18 protein-coding genes and 1 pseudogene are annotated in these 17,178 nt (G+C 52.0%); 12 read left to right on the top strand and 7 right to left on the bottom strand.

The window, feature by feature from the left end:
- Positions 1-234 precede the first annotated feature (234 nt).
- The 7 genes and pseudogenes from JQC72_RS05020 to JQC72_RS04995 all read left to right on the top strand — a co-directional run bounded on the left by JQC72_RS05020 (position 235) and on the right by JQC72_RS04995 (position 6,321).
- The gene (locus tag JQC72_RS05020) at positions 235-1,206 is read left to right on the top strand and encodes an ABC transporter ATP-binding protein/permease (RefSeq protein ID WP_205493408.1); all 972 of its coding nucleotides are present in this window, start codon (positions 235-237) and stop codon (positions 1,204-1,206) included.
- Positions 1,203-1,526 (top strand): annotated as a pseudogene (locus JQC72_RS16795) (hypothetical protein); the annotation flags it as partial. The gene JQC72_RS05020 and the pseudogene JQC72_RS16795, both read left to right, overlap by 4 nt.
- A gap of 34 nt (positions 1,527-1,560) precedes the next feature.
- Entirely contained in the window at positions 1,561-2,052 is a 492-nt protein-coding gene (locus JQC72_RS05015; RefSeq protein ID WP_205493406.1) for an ATP-binding cassette domain-containing protein, read from the top strand.
- Between the two features lie 81 nt (positions 2,053-2,133).
- The gene (locus tag JQC72_RS05010; protein ID WP_205493404.1) at positions 2,134-2,538 is read left to right on the top strand and encodes a hypothetical protein; all 405 of its coding nucleotides are present in this window, start codon (positions 2,134-2,136) and stop codon (positions 2,536-2,538) included.
- A 2-nt stretch (positions 2,539-2,540) separates the two neighbouring features.
- Positions 2,541-3,272: a cytochrome d ubiquinol oxidase subunit II gene (gene cydB / locus JQC72_RS05005; RefSeq protein WP_335342397.1), complete on the top strand. Its 732-nt coding sequence runs from the start codon at positions 2,541-2,543 to the stop codon at positions 3,270-3,272.
- Positions 3,273-3,678: 406 nt separating this feature from the next.
- A complete protein-coding gene (locus JQC72_RS05000; RefSeq protein WP_205493402.1) occupies positions 3,679-5,316 on the top strand; it encodes a lactate permease LctP family transporter in 1,638 nt (545 codons plus the stop codon).
- Between the two features lie 60 nt (positions 5,317-5,376).
- Entirely contained in the window at positions 5,377-6,321 is a 945-nt protein-coding gene (locus tag JQC72_RS04995; protein WP_205493400.1) for an L-lactate dehydrogenase, read from the top strand.
- 427 nt (positions 6,322-6,748) lie between these two features.
- Here the strand turns inward: JQC72_RS04995 and cobT are convergent, their stop codons facing one another.
- Positions 6,749-7,822, bottom strand: a complete 1,074-nt coding sequence (gene cobT, locus JQC72_RS04990) for a nicotinate-nucleotide--dimethylbenzimidazole phosphoribosyltransferase (RefSeq protein ID WP_205493398.1) — start codon at positions 7,820-7,822, stop codon at positions 6,749-6,751.
- 142 nt (positions 7,823-7,964) lie between these two features.
- Here cobT and JQC72_RS04985 point away from each other — a divergent pair, with 142 nt between their 5' ends.
- The 3 genes from JQC72_RS04985 (at position 7,965) to leuD (ending at position 11,118) form a co-directional block, all read left to right on the top strand.
- Positions 7,965-8,723 carry a DUF3153 domain-containing protein gene (locus JQC72_RS04985; RefSeq protein ID WP_205493397.1) on the top strand — a complete coding sequence of 253 codons (759 nt, stop codon included), beginning with the start codon at positions 7,965-7,967 and terminating at the stop codon, positions 8,721-8,723.
- Positions 8,724-9,064: 341 nt separating this feature from the next.
- A complete protein-coding gene (gene leuC, locus JQC72_RS04980) occupies positions 9,065-10,501 on the top strand; it encodes a 3-isopropylmalate dehydratase large subunit (protein WP_205493395.1) in 1,437 nt (478 codons plus the stop codon).
- Positions 10,498-11,118: a 3-isopropylmalate dehydratase small subunit gene (gene leuD / locus JQC72_RS04975; RefSeq protein ID WP_205493393.1), complete on the top strand. Its 621-nt coding sequence runs from the start codon at positions 10,498-10,500 to the stop codon at positions 11,116-11,118. The genes leuC and leuD overlap by 4 nt, the downstream gene beginning before the upstream one ends.
- Before the next feature lie 45 nt (positions 11,119-11,163).
- Here leuD and JQC72_RS04970 read toward each other — a convergent pair whose 3' ends face one another.
- Together JQC72_RS04970 and JQC72_RS04965 are read right to left on the bottom strand one after the other, a co-directional pair.
- Positions 11,164-12,573 carry an amino acid permease gene (locus tag JQC72_RS04970; protein ID WP_205493392.1) on the bottom strand — a complete coding sequence of 470 codons (1,410 nt, stop codon included), beginning with the start codon at positions 12,571-12,573 and terminating at the stop codon, positions 11,164-11,166.
- Between the two features lie 169 nt (positions 12,574-12,742).
- Entirely contained in the window at positions 12,743-12,949 is a 207-nt protein-coding gene (locus JQC72_RS04965) for a YqgQ family protein (protein WP_302104508.1), read from the bottom strand.
- 85 nt (positions 12,950-13,034) lie between these two features.
- Between JQC72_RS04965 and JQC72_RS04960 the strand changes: the two genes are divergently transcribed.
- On the top strand, positions 13,035-13,427 hold the full coding sequence (locus JQC72_RS04960; protein WP_205493391.1) for a hypothetical protein: 393 nt from the start codon (positions 13,035-13,037) through the stop codon (positions 13,425-13,427).
- Positions 13,428-13,452: 25 nt separating this feature from the next.
- Here JQC72_RS04960 and JQC72_RS04955 read toward each other — a convergent pair whose 3' ends face one another.
- The 3 genes from JQC72_RS04955 to speE form a co-directional block, all read right to left on the bottom strand.
- A complete protein-coding gene (locus tag JQC72_RS04955; protein WP_335342396.1) occupies positions 13,453-14,007 on the bottom strand; it encodes a biotin transporter BioY in 555 nt (184 codons plus the stop codon).
- A 116-nt stretch (positions 14,008-14,123) separates the two neighbouring features.
- A complete protein-coding gene (locus JQC72_RS04950; protein ID WP_205493390.1) occupies positions 14,124-14,585 on the bottom strand; it encodes a hypothetical protein in 462 nt (153 codons plus the stop codon).
- A 63-nt stretch (positions 14,586-14,648) separates the two neighbouring features.
- Positions 14,649-15,527 carry a polyamine aminopropyltransferase gene (gene speE, locus JQC72_RS04945; protein ID WP_205493389.1) on the bottom strand — a complete coding sequence of 293 codons (879 nt, stop codon included), beginning with the start codon at positions 15,525-15,527 and terminating at the stop codon, positions 14,649-14,651.
- Between the two features lie 112 nt (positions 15,528-15,639).
- Here speE and JQC72_RS04940 point away from each other — a divergent pair, with 112 nt between their 5' ends.
- Positions 15,640-16,356 carry a S1C family serine protease gene (locus JQC72_RS04940; RefSeq protein ID WP_205493388.1) on the top strand — a complete coding sequence of 239 codons (717 nt, stop codon included), beginning with the start codon at positions 15,640-15,642 and terminating at the stop codon, positions 16,354-16,356.
- A gap of 206 nt (positions 16,357-16,562) precedes the next feature.
- On the opposite strand, the gene JQC72_RS04935 is transcribed toward JQC72_RS04940, so the two are convergent.
- Entirely contained in the window at positions 16,563-17,045 is a 483-nt protein-coding gene (locus JQC72_RS04935) for a phenolic acid decarboxylase (RefSeq protein WP_205493563.1), read from the bottom strand.
- Positions 17,046-17,178 lie beyond the last annotated feature (133 nt).

Below are 17,178 nucleotides of genomic sequence, written 5' to 3'. Positions count from 1 at the left end.
TCAATTAGCATAAGCCATATGGATCGAAGTGATTGTGATAAATTTCACAAAAAAGGAGTGTTCACAGAAAGTCAGCATTACGGTAAACGTTTTATCACTTGACTCGTATCATGACAAATTGGTATCACAACTCCGATGGCACAAAAGACACAACAAATTACTTGAAGTCCCAATGGAAAATCCTCATGGTATATGACCACTGTTTGAACGGCAAAATGATCAGTAGGGCCAATGATGATTCTGCCGCCGTTGATTCGGCGGGTGGAGGGGCTTCGACAATTGAAGGAAATTCGTATACATATCAAACGACTTGTACAACAGATGCGGGTGGTTCGCGTGCTTCTGGCCGTCACCGTGGGAGTGGGGTTGACAAACGGAATGCTGTTGATCCTTCAGGCCTATTATCTGGCCCACGTTGTCAACGCTGTGTTCTTGGAGCACACTCCATTGCATCAGGTCAGTCCCTGGCTTTGGATCTTATTCGGGCTCATCACCACCCGCGGCGTTCTCACTTGGCTGGATCAGGCGGTCGCCGCGCATCTGGCCGTGCGCGTGAAAACGGATTTGCGTCGCCGGCTGATCGCACATCTGTTGCGTCTTGGGCCAATTTGGGCAGCCCAAGAGCAACGGGGCGAGTTGGTCAACACGGCGATGACCGGGATTGAACAGTTGGAAAGCTTTTTATCCCGATATCTTCCGCAAATGGCACTGTCGGCATTGATGCCGTTGGCCATTTTCGGTTTCTTGCTGACACGCGACAGTTTAACGGCGTTCATTCTTGCGGTGGCAGCACCATTGATCGTATTCTTTATGATTTTGATCGGCAAAGCGGCGGAATCGGCCAGCGCACGTCAATGGCAACAATTGAGCTTGCTTGCTGCACGGTTTCTTGATGTCCTGGAGGGCTTGACCACGCTGAAGATTTTCGGACGCAGTCGAGCTCGGGCAGAGTGGATGGGCAGAGCCAGTGAAGCCTATCGACTGGCGACGATGCGTACCCTTCGAATTGCTTTTTTGTCTTCGTTTTTACTGGAATTATTCGCCACACTGAGCACGGCGGTTGTCGCCGTTACCCTCGGCTTACGCTTGGTTTCTGATCGTATGCCCTTTTTCACCGCTTTTTTGATCCTGTTGTTGACACCTGAATTTTTTCAGCCCCTCCGGGCACTGGGGGCAGTGAGTTTCACGCAGGTCTCAACGGAGTGACGGCCGCCGGAAGAATATTCGAGATTCTCGAAGCCAACCCGCCCGGCCTGGTACAGGATGGTTGGAAGCTCCAAAAGGATGTGCGTGTAAGTCGTGTATCTGCTGATGAAGATCTCCACAGGGATTTGCAACCCGAACACGGGCCAAAGAAGGCACCACGGATACCAAACCATCCTAGATCGCGGAATGATCCGTTCACAATTGAATTCGTCAATGTCACTTTTTCATATGATCCCGGATTACCGCCAATATTACATGATATCAATCTAACTGTTCACCCTGGTGAAACACTGGCGCTGGTCGGGCCCAGTGGAGCGGGCAAAAGCACCCTCCTCGACCCTATTGCAGGGTTTTTTGCGCCCAACGGCTGGGGAGATCCGTATCAATGGTCAAGCGTTAAGCGACTGGCCGATCAAGGAATGGCGAAGACGAATGGCGGTTTTACGTCAACACACGCATCTCTTTGCCGGCACCGTTATGGATAATTTGCTGGCTCGTCCCAACGCTTCCACGGAGGAGATTATTTCGGCTGCGCGTACGGCAAGGGCACATGATTGGATTGTCTCTTTACCCCAAGGGTACAACACTCCCTTGGGCGAAGGCGGATACGGTTTAAGCGGGGGGCAGATCCAAAGATTGGCGGTGGCACGGGCTTTGCTCAAGGACGCTCCGCTGGTGCTGCTCGATGAACCTACCGCCCACCTTGACCCGCAAACCGAATGTACGATGCAGGAAGGGATCGCGCGGCTTCTTGCGGGGCGTACGGTGATTGTGGTTGCTCATCGTTTGAGCACGGTGAAGAGGGCGGATCGGGATCGTTGTAATGGAAGGCGGAAAGATTGTTGAACAAGGGAGCCACACGGAACTGATGGCTGTTCAGGGAATGTATCGGCGATTACGCACCGCATATGCAGGAGGTGAAGAAGCGTGAGCAGACCGGTGATACAGGGGATAACACCGAAAAATAGACAAATACAGTTGTCGCTCTGGAGGGTGATCGTCCGTTTGTTTCAATTCCAACGGCCATTTCCCTGGCGCTTTACCCTGTCAATCCTGCTTCGCTTTTGTACTGTAGGAACAAACATTGGGCTGATGGCAACCTCCGGTTACCTGATTGCCAAAGCTGCTCTTCACCCTGCCACCATTTTGTTGCTGTGGATGCCCATTGTAGGGGTTCGATTTTTTGGGTTGTCCCGTGCCGTGTTCCGTTACGCTGAACGATATTTCTCACACGACTTGACCTTTCGTATCCTCCGGCAGATCCGTGTGTGGCTGTACCGGCGCATTGAGCCGTTGGTACCGATGATGTTTTCCTGCTATTGGTGGCGCTGATTGTGCGTGCAGTGGCTTTTGAGTTTCGCAGTAAAATCAGTAACCCGCGTTGGCGTACCACCTGGGACTGGCTTCTGTTTACGGGAAGTGTGCTGCCGCCTTTTTTGTGGGGTGTAGCGATCGCCAACTTTATACGTGGTGTGCCCATCGACGCCAACATGAACTATGTCGGTACTTTCTGGAGCCTGATTACGCCATTCACCATCATGGGCGGGTTCAGTTTGCTGCTGCTTTCAACGTTAAGCGGGGCGCTGTACATCTCCCTTCGCACATCAGGCGAGATGCAGGAAAGGGCACGGGAAACCGCCAGGAGAATCGGGGCGCTCACCAGTCTGGTAATGTTCCTGTTTGCCATCTTAAGTTTCTACAATACTGACCTGTTCAGCAAAACCGGCATCGACCCCGGTGGAGTGCCTGTGCTGGCTGCCATGACCTTATTGTCGGTGCCCTTTTTCATTTACGCCAAACGCGACGGATGGGCGTTTTTAATGACCAGCCTGACAATCGTTTTCTCATCGGTCACGGTTTTTCTCCATCTGTTTCCGCGCGTCATGATCAGCTCGCTCAACCCCCACTGGAGTCTCACGATCTACAATGCTGCATCGGGACCCTATTCGTTGCGCGTGATGACGATCATCACTGTTTTTGTGTTACCGTTTGTCTTGGCGTACCAAGCTTGGACGTATTGGGTGTTTCGACACCGTCTGTGTCCAGGTGGTCACCTGGATTATTAGGATGAATCGAATATCTGTAATCCCACCATCATCCCGACAAGCGGACCCTGAAAGGGTCCTTATTCTTGTGCAAACCGGGGCACACCGGATCAAGCCAAACTCTTGTGGGAAAGGTACCGATGTCATTTTGAATGTGCCAGCGCTTCATGCACACGAACCAATTTGTTCATTTAATCACAAAATATCCGTCCCGTCCTTTTCATCCAACCTCGCACAACCCCTTTATTTATGAGGAATCAATGCTGTTAATTGAATTTTCCGTATTATCTATCATGACTTTAAGTGAAATCATTCACAAATTGTTCATTCCATTTATTTACGACGGGGAGTATAATGAAACCGACCAATACAACATCGCAGTGAATGGATGAGCTCATTCTTCGCTCTACTCTAAGGGGTGTTCCCTATGGACATGTGGACACAAACCTATGATCCTCTTCGCCAGTTATGGCTGTCAGCATTCGTATCTGCCATTCCGATCGTCTTCTTTGTGATATCTTTAACAATCTTGCGTCTAAAAGGATATATCGCCGCTTTCTATACAATGCTCATCGCCTTTGTGATTGCTGTCTTCGTTTACCGCATGCCGTTTTCCATGACGCTGGGAGCTGTCGGTTTTGGTTTTGCCTACAGTTTGTGGCCAATCGCCTGGATCGTCGTTACAGCTGTCTTACTGTATAAAATCACGGTAAAAACGGGGAATTTCGATGTGATTCGATCCAGCATCATCTCAATCACCGACGATCAACGGTTGCAACTTTTGCTGATTGGATTTTCGTTTAACGCATTTCTCGAAGGCGCGGCGGGATTTGGGGTTCCGATTGCCATCTCTGCCGCATTGCTCGTCGAACTGGGCTTTCAACCATTGCAAGCAGCTTCGCTTTGCCTGATTGCCAACGCCGCATCCGGAGCTTTTGGGGCAATGGGGATTCCGGTCATTGTGGCCGGTCAAGTCTCCGGTATCGATAAAATCGTGTTGTCTAACATTCTGGGGATTCAATTACCTATTATTTCCTTTCTCGTGCCGTTTTTGATGATTTGGATTTTGGATGGATTTCGCGGGGTCAGAGAAGTATTTCCCGCTCTGCTCGTTGTCGGTGGATCGTATGCAGTGACACAATACCTGACCGTCACTTTGATCGGACCCGAGTTGGCCAACATTACTTCCTCTCTCATCAGCATGGGTGCTCTGACGCTGTTTTCGAAGTTCTGGAAACCGAAAAACATCTTCCATCTTGACAATGGTGTACAACCTGTCCGCTCCAAGCGTCTGACAATGGGACAGGTCATCAAAGCATGGTCTCCGTTTTACATCTTGACGATCATAGTCAGCATTTGGAGCAGCAAAGCTTTTAAACATTTATTCGAACCAGGAGGTCCTTTGGAATTTCTTGTAACCAAGGTGAAAATTCCCGGACTTCATCAACATGTGTTGATTGCTCCACCGATTGCCAAGGAGCTGACACCATATGATGCGGTATTCAAACTGGACTGGCTGTCTTCGACAGGCACAGCGATCCTGATCTCCGTCATCCTGACACTTCTCTTGTTCCGCGTTGACATGAGAACAACATGGCAATTGATCAAAGAAACATTGCTTGAACTGTGGAAACCCATTGTCACCATCGGATTCGTACTCGCTTTTGCTTATCTTGCCAACTACTCGGGCATTTCGTCTACCTTGGGCTTGGCTTTGTCGAAAACCGGCAAGTTATTCCCATTCTTCTCACCTGTTCTGGGTTGGATCGGGGTATTTCTGACCGGTTCGGTTGTCGCCAACAACGCTCTGTTTGCTCACCTGCAACTGGTGACGGCGCAACAGATTGGGACATCGCCGGCCTTGCTCGTCGCCGCCAATACCAGTGGGGGGGTGATGGGGAAATTACTCAGTCCGCAATCGGTGGCGATCGCTACGGCAGCAGTTGGTCAATCCGGTAATGAATCCAGTCTGTTCCGCTTCACTTTGAAATACAGTTTGGCTTTCCTGTTCATCACCTGTAGCTTTACCTATCTATTGGCCTATGTTTTCCGCTTTCTCCTGTGAGGTATGGTGGAAAGTCAAAGTCAGCCCAATCATATGAAGAACGAAAGGAGTTGTCCCCTGATGAAAGTGTCGAAAGGGACCAAAATCGCCTTAATCGGAACCGGTTTTGTTGGATCGAGCTACGCATATGCGGTACTGAACCAAGGTTTGGCCAACGAATTGGTGTTGATTGACATTAACAAGAAAAAAGCGGAAGGGGACGCGATGGATCTGAATCACGCCTTGCCATTTGGTTCGCCGATGCGCATCTGGGCCGGGGATTATCACGATTGTCAAGATGCGGATCTTGTGGTGATCACTGCCGGTGCCAACCAGCAGCCCGGAGAAACCCGTCTCGATCTGGTGGATAAAAACGCGAAAATCTTTCAATCCATTATCAGCGAAGTGATGAAAAGCGGTTTTGATGGATTGTTCTTGGTTGCGACAAACCCGGTTGATATCCTCTCTTATGCGACATGGAAATATTCCGGGATGCCCGCTCATCGTGTGATTGGATCAGGTACCATCCTTGATACGGCTCGCTTGCGCTATCTGCTCGGTGAAGCGTATCAAGTGAATCCACAGAATGTACATGCCTATATCATCGGGGAACATGGGGATACGGAATTGCCCGTGTGGAGTCATGCCCATATTGGAACCCGTCCGATTTCGGACTATTTAAGGGAAGGAAATGGTCCGAACCAGGAAGAGTTGGATCAAATATTTGTCAATGTACGTGATGCAGCCTACCATATCATTGAACGCAAAGGAGCCACCTACTATGGAATTGCGATGGGACTGGCCCGTTTAACTCGCGCCATCTTAAACGATGAAAATTCAGTGCTCACTGTTTCCACCCTGCTCCGTGGCGAATATGGGCTAAAGGATATTTATATCGGTGTACCCGCCGTTGTGAATCGTTCCGGCATACGCGAAGTGATCGAGTTGAATTTGCAAGAGCAAGAACTGGAAAAACTGCATCATTCGGCAGAAGTGTTAGGACAAGTATTGAAAAAAGTATTCTAAGCACCGCTTCCAAATAGCAAAAAAGCGAAACCAAGCTCTTCAGGGTTGGGATGAGAGCGAATGTCGGACGCTGGTGGGCTTTGTCCCTCTGGCGTCCGACAGCATTTGGATGCAATGGAGTCGAGAAGTGCGAAAACACTTCAAACTGCTGTGCCGGCAAAATCTCGTGAAACGAAAATCACCCGGGCCTGGGCAAAGCCATCGTGGATGGATGTGGGCTGCCACCTGGATGAAGCGAAAAGCCCACGGCGACCAATGGAGTGCTTCCGGTGCTTCGGCCGCGTGAATCCTTCCAACATCCCCTCATATTTGAGAACCCTTTGTCCGATCGTTTCCCACTGTTGAAGTCACTCCCGGGAAAGGGTTGTCCTCGATTCGCTATTTTCCAAACGCTCGCTTTATCGACAAAGGTCACCGCATAAGCGGATTAAGGTCCCTCCAAACCCAAATCGGCAAAGGTGGCCATCTCCCGCATCAATGCCACGGCTGTCTCCATCAACGGAAACAACAGCGCCGCACCGGTTCCCTCTCCCAGTCGCATCCGGGCGTGAACCAGCGGCGTTAATCCCAACTTCTCCAACAGGATGCGATGTGCCGGCTCCTCAGACAAATGGGAGGCAAACAAATACGGCTTCACCCGTTCGGTCAAACCGGCGGCGATCATCGCGGCAGAGGTGGAAATGAGCCCGTCGATCACGACCGGCATGCGCTCCAGCGCTCCTCCCAACATCACCCCCGCCATCGCGGCAATCTCCAACCCGCCCACTTTGGCCAACACATCCACGGGGTCTTGCGCATCCGGCCGGTTGACGCGAATCGCCTGCTCGATGACACAGATCTTTCGTTGCATTCCCGCGTCGTCCACTCCGGCGCCGCGTCCCGTCAACCGGTTGACCGGACTGCCAGTCATTACCGCAGCAATGGCTGTGGCCGGTGTTGTATTACCAATACCCATTTCCCCCACACCAATGACGCGGACGCCTTCCTGTTTCAATCGTCTGGCCACATCCACACCCGCCATCATCGCCCGAACCGCTTCATCGCGTGACATGGCGGGGCCGGATGCCATATTGTCCGTACCCGGACGTATCTTGCAGTCGATGACGCCGTCGGGAACCGACCTCGCCCGACTGCCCACGTCCACCACATAGACATCTGCCCCGGTCTGCCGGGCGATCACATTGATCGCCGCTCCTCCCGCCGCGAAGTTGGCCATCATTTTCTCCGTCACTTCGGAGGGATAGGCCGTTACCCCCTCTTCCACCACACCGTGGTCTCCACAACAGACGACGATCGCTTTTTTGTTCATGTCGGGAATCTGTTCACCCGTGATGCCCGCCAAGCGGATCGCCATCTCCTCCAACAAGCCCAAACTACCCGGCGGTTTGGTCAATTGGTCGATATGGTTTCTCGCTTGTTGCTCCAATGTCCCGTCCGGAACCGGTATCAGTTTCGTCAGCGACTCCAATTGCCGGCGATCGGATCGATTCAGCTGTTGCATTTTCTTTTTGCTCCTTTTCTGAGATTTTTGCGAATCCTGACACGGTTACCCTTTGGTTGGTCCGTTTTTATGTTAAGATGTTCATGTTCACGGTCTTTTTCTATTGTACAGACTTCGGAATCAGCGAGAAAGGGAGGAAGCGATGAAACCAAAACGCTCGCGCTACGTATGGATGATGGTGACGATTGTGTGCATCATGCTGTTGACCGGTTGTGTGAACGCCACCATGCACATCACTGTTAATTCCGACGGTTCCGGTGTTTATCAGCTGAAACTGCTGTCCAACCCGTTGTTGGCCGAACAGATGGCCCCGATCAAAGACCGTCTCCAACAAAAAGGATACCAGGTCAAAACGGTGAATGAAGGGGACCAAACAGGCTGGGTGGCCGAAAAGCGCGTGGACAACGTATTGAAAGAACCGCCGGATCAAAATATGTTCAAAGACTTGTTGCCCAATCAACCGTCCGCCAGTTTGGCGGCCGTTTCCACCGATGCCGCACCGCAGAACGGCCGTTCCGGCCAACCCGTTTTTGACTTTGATCCGGGGTTTTTCACACTGAAATTCCGTGTCGACACCCATGTCGATCTGCGCTCGATGAAAGATCTGGGTGGCTCGTTTCTGGGTGAATCGCTGGGTGAACTCCTGCATTTGAAATTGATGCTGACGTTGCCCATCGCACCGGACAACCACAATGCGGACAATGTCACCGACGGCGGAAAAACCTTGACGTGGAACCTGAAGCCGGGACAAGACAACCCCATCTTTATGGAAGCGGAGTTTCCCAATCCGTTGGGCTGGGGCGCCATCATCCTCATCGCCGTGATTTTGTTGATCGTGTGGCGTGTTCGCAAAAAGCGTCATCATCCACCGACTGTCAACAACGGTTCCAATATATCGTGACCTTGAGGAAGACAAGCCTTTTTCATGTGTCCGGATCATTCATGAGTCAGAAAGTTTCACCAAGGAAAAACCGCTTCCCGCCTTCACACAAACGTCTGGTCGGGAGGCGTTTTCCTTTTTTTGCCTATGAAAAGCGTTTTTTTCAACAAATCGTGAACAACCCATATCAGCGCTTGCCATTGTGAGAAACTTTGTTAAAATAGGAACAATATCAGCAGTCAAACATTCGATCGACAGGGACCGTTTTCCCGCGGATTGATTGTCCCGTCACGACAACGGGCAGGGGAAGAACGTGTCCCGCTGACTTTATCCACACTTTTCACGAAATGAGGTGTCAGGTTATGAAGCCACGAACACTGTTCGAAAAAGTATGGGATCGACATGTGATTCACCAGGAACCGGGCAAACCCGCGCTGTTGTACATCGATCTTCATCTGATCCACGAGGTCACGTCACCACAGGCGTTTGAGGGATTGCGCTTGTCCGGTCGGAAAGTGAGAAGACCCGACTTGACCGTAGCCACGATGGATCACAATGTGCCCACAACCGACCGCTCGCTTCCCGTCACCGATCCCATTTCCGCCAAACAAATGGAGACACTGGCCAAAAACTGCCAGGAGTTCGGTATCTCCCTTTATGATTTACACAGCCCGCAACAAGGAATCGTCCATGTGATCGGGCCCGAGCTGGGGCTGACACTCCCCGGCAAAACCATCGTCTGCGGGGACAGTCATACGTCCACCCACGGCGCTTTCGGCGCACTGGCATTCGGGATTGGGACCAGCGAAGTGGAGCATGTGCTGGCTACACAGTGCCTGCCTCAAGCGAAACCGTTGACGATGGAGATCCATGTCAAGGGTAAACTGCAACCCGGCGTAACCGCCAAAGACCTGATCCTGGCCATCATCGCCCGCATCGGTACCGACGGTGCGACAGGAACGGTCATTGAATACACCGGTGAAGCCATCCGTGCGTTGACCATGGAAGAACGGATGACTGTCTGCAACATGTCCATCGAGGCGGGAGCGCGCGCCGGCATGATTGCCCCCGATGAAACGACGTTCGCCTATCTGAAAGACAAACCCCTGGCCCCCAAAGGGGAAGATTGGGAACGGGCCGTGGCGGAGTGGAAAGAGTTGCGAACCGATGAAGGTGCCGTTTACGATCGCAGGGTCGAAATCGACGCCAGCACCATTGCACCGCAAGTCACTTGGGGAACCAGTCCCGGCATGGGGGTCGATGTTACCGGCGCGGTACCGGACCCGGACTCTTTCCCCACGGAAACAGAGCGCAAATCAGCACGTCGCGCTTTGGAATACATGGGACTCAAACCGGGGACACCCATCACCGACATTCGGATCGACCGAGTGTTCATCGGCTCCTGTACCAACTCCCGAATCGAGGATCTGCGCGCCGCCGCCAGCGTGGTCAAAGGAAAAAAAGTGGCTCCGCACGTTCACGCGATGGTGGTGCCGGGATCACAACAAGTAAAGCGGCAAGCCGAGGCGGAAGGGTTGGACAGGATTTTCACCGAGGCCGGGTTTGAATGGCGTGAAGCGGGATGCAGCATGTGCTTGGCGATGAACCCCGACGTACTGCAACCGGGCGAACGCTGTGCCTCCACCTCCAACCGCAACTTTGAAGGAAGGCAGGGCCGGGGCGGACGCACTCACTTGGTCAGCCCGATGATGGCCGCTGCAGCAGCGATCGCCGGGCATTTCGTTGATATCAGGGAATGGGAAACTGAAAATATCCGACAAAAGGAGGTAACCCAATGAAACCGCTCATTCGGCATACGGGAATCGTGGCACCCCTGGATCAGGCCAATGTAGATACCGACCAGATCATCCCCAAACAGTTTCTCAAACGGATCGAACGGACCGGATTCGGGCAATTCTTGTTTTACGACTGGCGTTTTGACGATGACGGACAACCGCGATCGGACTTCGTGCTGAACCAGCCGCGATATCAAGGGGCATCCATTCTGCTCGCGCGAAACAACTTCGGTTGCGGCTCTTCGCGTGAACATGCGCCGTGGGCACTTTTGGACTATGGATTCCGCGTGGTCATCGCCCCGTCTTTCGCCGATATCTTTTACAACAATTGTTTCAAAAACGGGATGTTGCCGGTGAAATTGTCAGAAGAGAACGTGGAGGAACTCTTCCAACGTACGGAAGCCAAAGAAGGGTATTCACTCACGGTCGATCTGGAGAAATGTGTCGTAACGGATGAAGACGGCCTTTCCATCCCGTTCCAGGTGGACGAATATCGACGTCACTGTCTGATCAACGGCTTGGACGACATCGATATGACGCTGCAATATGAAGAGCAGATTGCACGTTACGAGGAAACATTGCCCGCATATTACCGGGTCAGCTCGGCCGTCTCCCGTTGACATGAAACCAGGGGCGCTTTTCGGCGCCCCTTCGTCATGCACAAGTTATTTCGTTTCTTGTCTCGATTGCTGTGCCAATACGCTTTTTCTCATCCCGTAGACCAGGTACAAAACGATACCGATTGCGAGCCACACCAAAAATCGGATCCAGGTGATGGGCGGCAAGCTGATGATTAACCAGGCGGAGAACAAAATGCCGATCAAAGGCACAAACGGGACCAACGGTGTGCGGAATGAACGCTCCAGATCAGGGCGTTTCACCCGCAGAACCATAATCGAAGCGCAGATCAGAATGAACGCCGACAAGGTCCCGATGTTCACCAGCTCCGCCACTTGGGCAATCGGCGTAAATCCGGCCACCAACGCCGTCACTACGCCAATGACCAGCGTTGGACGATGCGGTGTGCGAAACTTCGGATGGATACCGGAGAACCATTTCGGCAGCAGACCGTCACGACTCATGGCAAACCACACGCGGGCTGCCGCCAGCATGAAGGAGAACAACACGCTGGTGATCCCCGCCACGGCTGCGGCCGAAATGATTGCCGGAATCCATTTCAATCCGAGGTCTGTGAAGGCTTTTGACACCGGCGCCGGATTGTTCAAAGTCGTATAATATGCAATACCCGTCAAAACGAGCGACATTCCCACATACAGAATCATGGCGATCACCAAAGACAAAACCACTGCCCGCGGCAGATCCCGTTGCGGGTTTTTCGCTTCTTCCGCGGCTGTTGTCAACGTATCGTAACCGAATACCGCGAAGAAGACGAGCGCCGCGCCCTGCAACACGCCGTCAAAACCGAACGGCATAAACGGGGTCCAGTTATCCGGATTGACATAGAAGCTGCCGACGCCAATGATCACCAGGATGATCCCGATTTTGATGGCCACCATGAGTGAGTTGAACCGGGAACCCCACTCCAGACCGATGGTAAGCAGACCGGCAATCACCAAGCTCACCAGTGCCGCCAAAAGATCCACCACGTGTCCCTCACCCGTACCGGGCGCACCCTTGGCCCATACCGGCAAATGAATGCCGATTTGCTCCAATATGGACTGCAGATAACCGGACCAACCGATGGCGACGACAGACACCACCAGTGAGTACTCCAACAACAGGTCCCATCCGATCATCCAAGCGGCGAACTCACCCAACACAGCGTAACTGTAGGTGTAAGCGCTTCCAGAAACGGGTATCAATCCGGAAAACTCCGCGTAGCACAATGCCGCTGCCGCACTGGCCAAACCGGCGATAATAAAGGAAAGCAACACCGCCGGACCGGCATGCTTGGCCGCCGCCACTCCCGTCAACACGAAGATGCCCACACCGATGATGCCGCCAAGCCCGATGGCGGTCAGCGTGCCCAGCCCCAACACACGCTTGAGACCGGTTTCTTTCAATCCATCCGCTTGTAACTGCTCGATGGATTTTTTCCGCAACCACGGATTCATTTGGCAACCCCCTTGCTGATGAATAAATATGGAAACGCGATCATGCGGTGTATGCTTTGCATAATTATGATGACACAATTTGATCAAATCTAGAGACATAATACCATAATTGACTTAAAAAAAGAAATACATCTCCACAGATACAAAATATTTGCATACTTATACCCTTTTACCCTGTCAGCTCCGATCTGCGCCGACGGATGACCCTGAGGGCGGCCATGTATTCCGACGTTTCGATCATCCCCCAGTGGTGCAATTCGGCCAGCTCGTCTTCCATCAAATCCAGATCTCCCAATTCGTCCCCCGTATAAATGATGGTTCCGAACCGTTTCAGCAATGCTCGCACATCGGTCATTGTCCGGATGAATGCCTCCATCCGTTTTCCCCCTTTCACTGCACTCTTCACCGATATATGGTACAATAAGAAAGATCGAAACACGATCTTAAAGGGTGTGAATTCATTGCGACACTCTAATTTTATAAATATCAAAAAAATGGAGGGGGAACTCCTCCTTTCTCAAAAACGCTATGATTTTGGATGCACGATTACGACCAAGGAACTGATCTTTCAAAAACCGCATACCTCGTACCAAGTACGCTTGGAAGACATCATCGGGATGGTGCCGTTTCGCTTGACTGCTTACCGCCAAACAAAAGAAAAGGCCGGCGACACGATCGTCGACGCCGATTTTTCCACCCATTACTACAAAATCACAGTGAAGCAATTGCGGGTAATCAACCGGAACGGCAAATACGACCGAGGTGCCACCGACCTCATTGTACCTCTGGATAAACGCTTTATACCATTGGTCGAACGTTATGCCGGCTTTACGACGCTGCCGCTTCAGGTCTGATACGTCCGTCTTCTGGCGGACGTTTTTATTTGCGGGGCCGAATCGCCGGATATGCACGAATCACGCCCAATGTGACAAATGAGGCCACCACCGCCTTGGCGACATCCCCGGCGATAAACGGCAACACCCCTTGTAAAACAGCCGCTTTCCATCCCAAACCGATCACATGCGCCAACCATGCCACCCCTGCCGCATATACCAGCAACACGCCGCCCAGCAGGTGAATCAAGGTGAGATTCCACACCCGCAATCGCGGCGCACGCTCCGTCAACCAACCGATCACCCACACGGCCAAAGGCCAGCTGAGCACATATCCGCCGGTCGGACCAAGAAGAGCCCCCAATCCGCCAGCACCGCCGGACAAAATCGGAGCACCGAATGCGACCAGCAGAATGAACACGATCATGCTGATCGCGCCGATTCGTGCTCCCAGAAGGGAACCGGTCAACATCACCACCAACGTCTGCAAAGTGATTGGAACGAGTTCCAGCGGAATGCGGATTTGTCCGCTGATGGCCAGCAGGGCGGTAAACATCGCTGCCAACGCCATATTACGAACGGTCAACACACGTTTGGACACGGTTGAACACCTCGACATTCCAAGATCGTTTGCACGATTTTAAGCATAAAAAAAGCCGTTGACCAATGTCAACCGACTGGAATTAATAGGTTTACATTTCTCCTCCGACGCCCTTATCAATGGTAGCGAATATAGGTGATCTCCCTTTTCAAATCTCCCAACCCTTCCATCGCATGCAAGACGATGACCGGCACGACATCGTCTTTGGACGCATCGGACAAGGCAAGATTCACCAATTTGATGTCATGGTAAACAAACGAAAAGTCCACCCGACGGTCTATTTCCCGCGTGTTGATCCGCTCGTCCACTTCCTGCAGTTGGGCACTCAACCGATTCAGCCTGTCGACGATTTTGATCTTCAATTCCCGGTTCAACTTGTAGTTGGAGTAGTGCTCGATGATCAGCTTGTAGGTATCCGAAATGTCATTGATCACTTTGCTGCCGCCCAATTGCTGGTAATCGTCAATATAGTTCTTGGTTTGGACCTGTTCGTAATAGATCATCAACAAGACCGTCGCCACAGCGATAATCAGATAAGTCAGCACAGAGCGAAACCATCGCTTCCACCGATTGTTCATCAATCTTCCTCCCCTGCCTGTACCGTCTGCTTCATGTATATAGACAGGGGAGGATGGATATGATCAACCCGTCTGCACAAATTTCCGGACGTCGTTCGGCAGAACGAAACAACTGCGGAAAATATCCCGGTTAACATATTTCGTGTCCTCATCACGCAGCCGATCAGGTGGGCTTTGCAACGGATCAGCCTGTTTGGACGCCAGCGTGAAGCTCCAGATTCCGCCCGGATACGTCGGTACTGTTGCCAAATACGTACGGACCACCGGATACATCGATTGCAGCGTATCCCGGACGCGTTTCAAGACATGAGGATAGAAAACCGGCGATTCGCTCTGGCACACCATCAACCCGTCCGGTTTCAACGCGGTGTACACATCACGATAAAACGGCTCTTCGAACAATACCGCAGCCGGCCCAACCGGATCGGATGAATCAACAATGATGACATCGTATTCTTCCTTGTGCGAACGGATAAAGGCGGCTCCATCGTCATAGACAAAACGGATGCGCGGGTCCGGTTCTCCTTCCCCGGCCACGGCAGGCAAGTATTTCCTGCTGACTTCCACCACTTTGGGATCGATCTCCACCATGTCCACACGTTCCACCGTCGGATACTTGACAACTTCCCTGGCCGCCCCACAGTCCCCGCCACCGATGATGCACACCGTCTTGGGTTGGGGATGGGTTGCCAACGGCACGTGTGTGATCATCTCATTATAGATATAGGCGTCCCGCTCCGTTGTCTGAATGATGCCGTCCAGCACCAAGGCACGGCCGAATCCCACCGTTTCAATCACCGACACTTCCTGGAATTCGGATTGCTCCTTGTGCAGGACTTGCTTCACCTTCCAAATCGAGCTGAAACCGTCTTTTTCTTCGGAGTCGGCCAGCCACATTTCTCCATTCCAATCCACATAACCTTTCCATCCTGTCTGTTTCATCGCTTCCTCCTCATCTCAAGAAAAATGGGGATTTGCCCCTGCACTTCAGCCCTGCCTGTTCATATTATATACCACAATCCACCGGAAAGTGGACGAACAGGAGCTGGAATGCATGCAACGCAAAATCCGACTGCATCGTACGGAACCGATCGCCTCTTCGGCGGCGCACCCGGCCAATTATTTTGTAAAAGTGGTCAAACGGGTGCGCAAAGGCATCGTATCGATCATCACCGAAGAGAAACCGCGTAATCTGGAAGAGCATATCCTGAGTATGCTGATTCCGGGGTGGTCCTCCGTCTCCGGCGATCCTCCTCCCCGTCATTTCGGAACGGGGTTTGTCATTCACCCCGACGGCTATTTGGTCACCAATGAACACGTCATTCGGGACGCCGACAAAATCGCGGTCAAATTGGACGGAAACACACGCTCTCTACCAGCTCGGAGAGTCTGGTCCGACGAAGAACGCGATCTGGCGGTGATCAAGGTACAAACGCCCTATCCGTTGAAGCCGCTTCGTTTGGGGAGTGCCGAAACTGTGGAAGTGGGGGAGTGGGTGATTGCAATCGGTAACCCGCTGGGACTGGATCACACCGTCACCGTGGGGGTCATCAGCGGAAAAAACCGGCCACTGCAGGTAGCCAACCGCTATTACGGGAACGTCATTCAAACGGACGCGGCCATCAATCCGGGAAACAGCGGTGGTCCGCTCATCAACATCCAGGGTGAAGTCATCGGTATCAACACCTTGATCATTTATCCGTCGCAGAGCATCGGTTTTGCGATTCCGATCGACGATATCAAGCCGTGGATCCGAAAATATATGAGTTAATGTCGTCTGTACGCAAAAAGATCGAAGTAATCGATTTTGATTCTCTCGATCCCCATTCTTTTTTTATTTACTGGAGCAGAAAAGGGGAAGCCCTGTTTTGTCATCTCATGAACCCCCCTCACATGCAGAGGGGGGTTGCTGCGTACATGACCATGAAGTGGTTTCATGAACGTACGCATCACCGATTCACCGGTCATCTCACTTGCTCAGTTTCTTCGGCTCGCGTAGCCTGCCGGCAGCTCACTCGGCGGGCAATCGATCACGTCCTCCCGATCAGGGCCACAATCCTCGACAAACGTAATGGTGGCAAATTCATCCACTACCTCGACAGGATAGGTCGGCCCCGCATCACGATACTGACGCATCAGGTCCAGATGCTCGTTCTGATAGCAAACCGTTTTTTCCGGCGCCTCGATGATCCAACGCGGGAAAAAGATGACGCCGTGCAGTTTTCTGTCACTCAAGTTCACCGCAAGGCTGACGCTGGTTCCCGTCGGCTCATGCCACGAAAGCTTGAACACATGATCCGCCAGTTTGACCATGTGCACTTTCTGATCTTTCACCCAACGGCCACCGACCATTCCGCTGTGAATCCGGTAGTCGATCGTATCGGCGTTCTTCACATAAAACTCATATTGCCAACCGTTATCATAGGTGTAGATCAAATGTTTGCCGATCATCCCCTTCAATTCGTCATCAGATTGGCATTTCGAAGTCATGATCATCACTCCTTTTGGATTTGATCGGGAGATCCATACGTCATATATGTTGTTTTATACATGTCAATATTGACATGTATAAAATATAGTACATGTGATATAA

The organism is Polycladomyces zharkentensis, from assembly GCF_016938855.1.
In the GTDB taxonomy this organism is placed as follows: Bacteria; Bacillota; Bacilli; order Thermoactinomycetales; family JIR-001; genus Polycladomyces; species Polycladomyces zharkentensis.
This window is presented reverse-complemented; position numbering and strand designations above follow the sequence as displayed.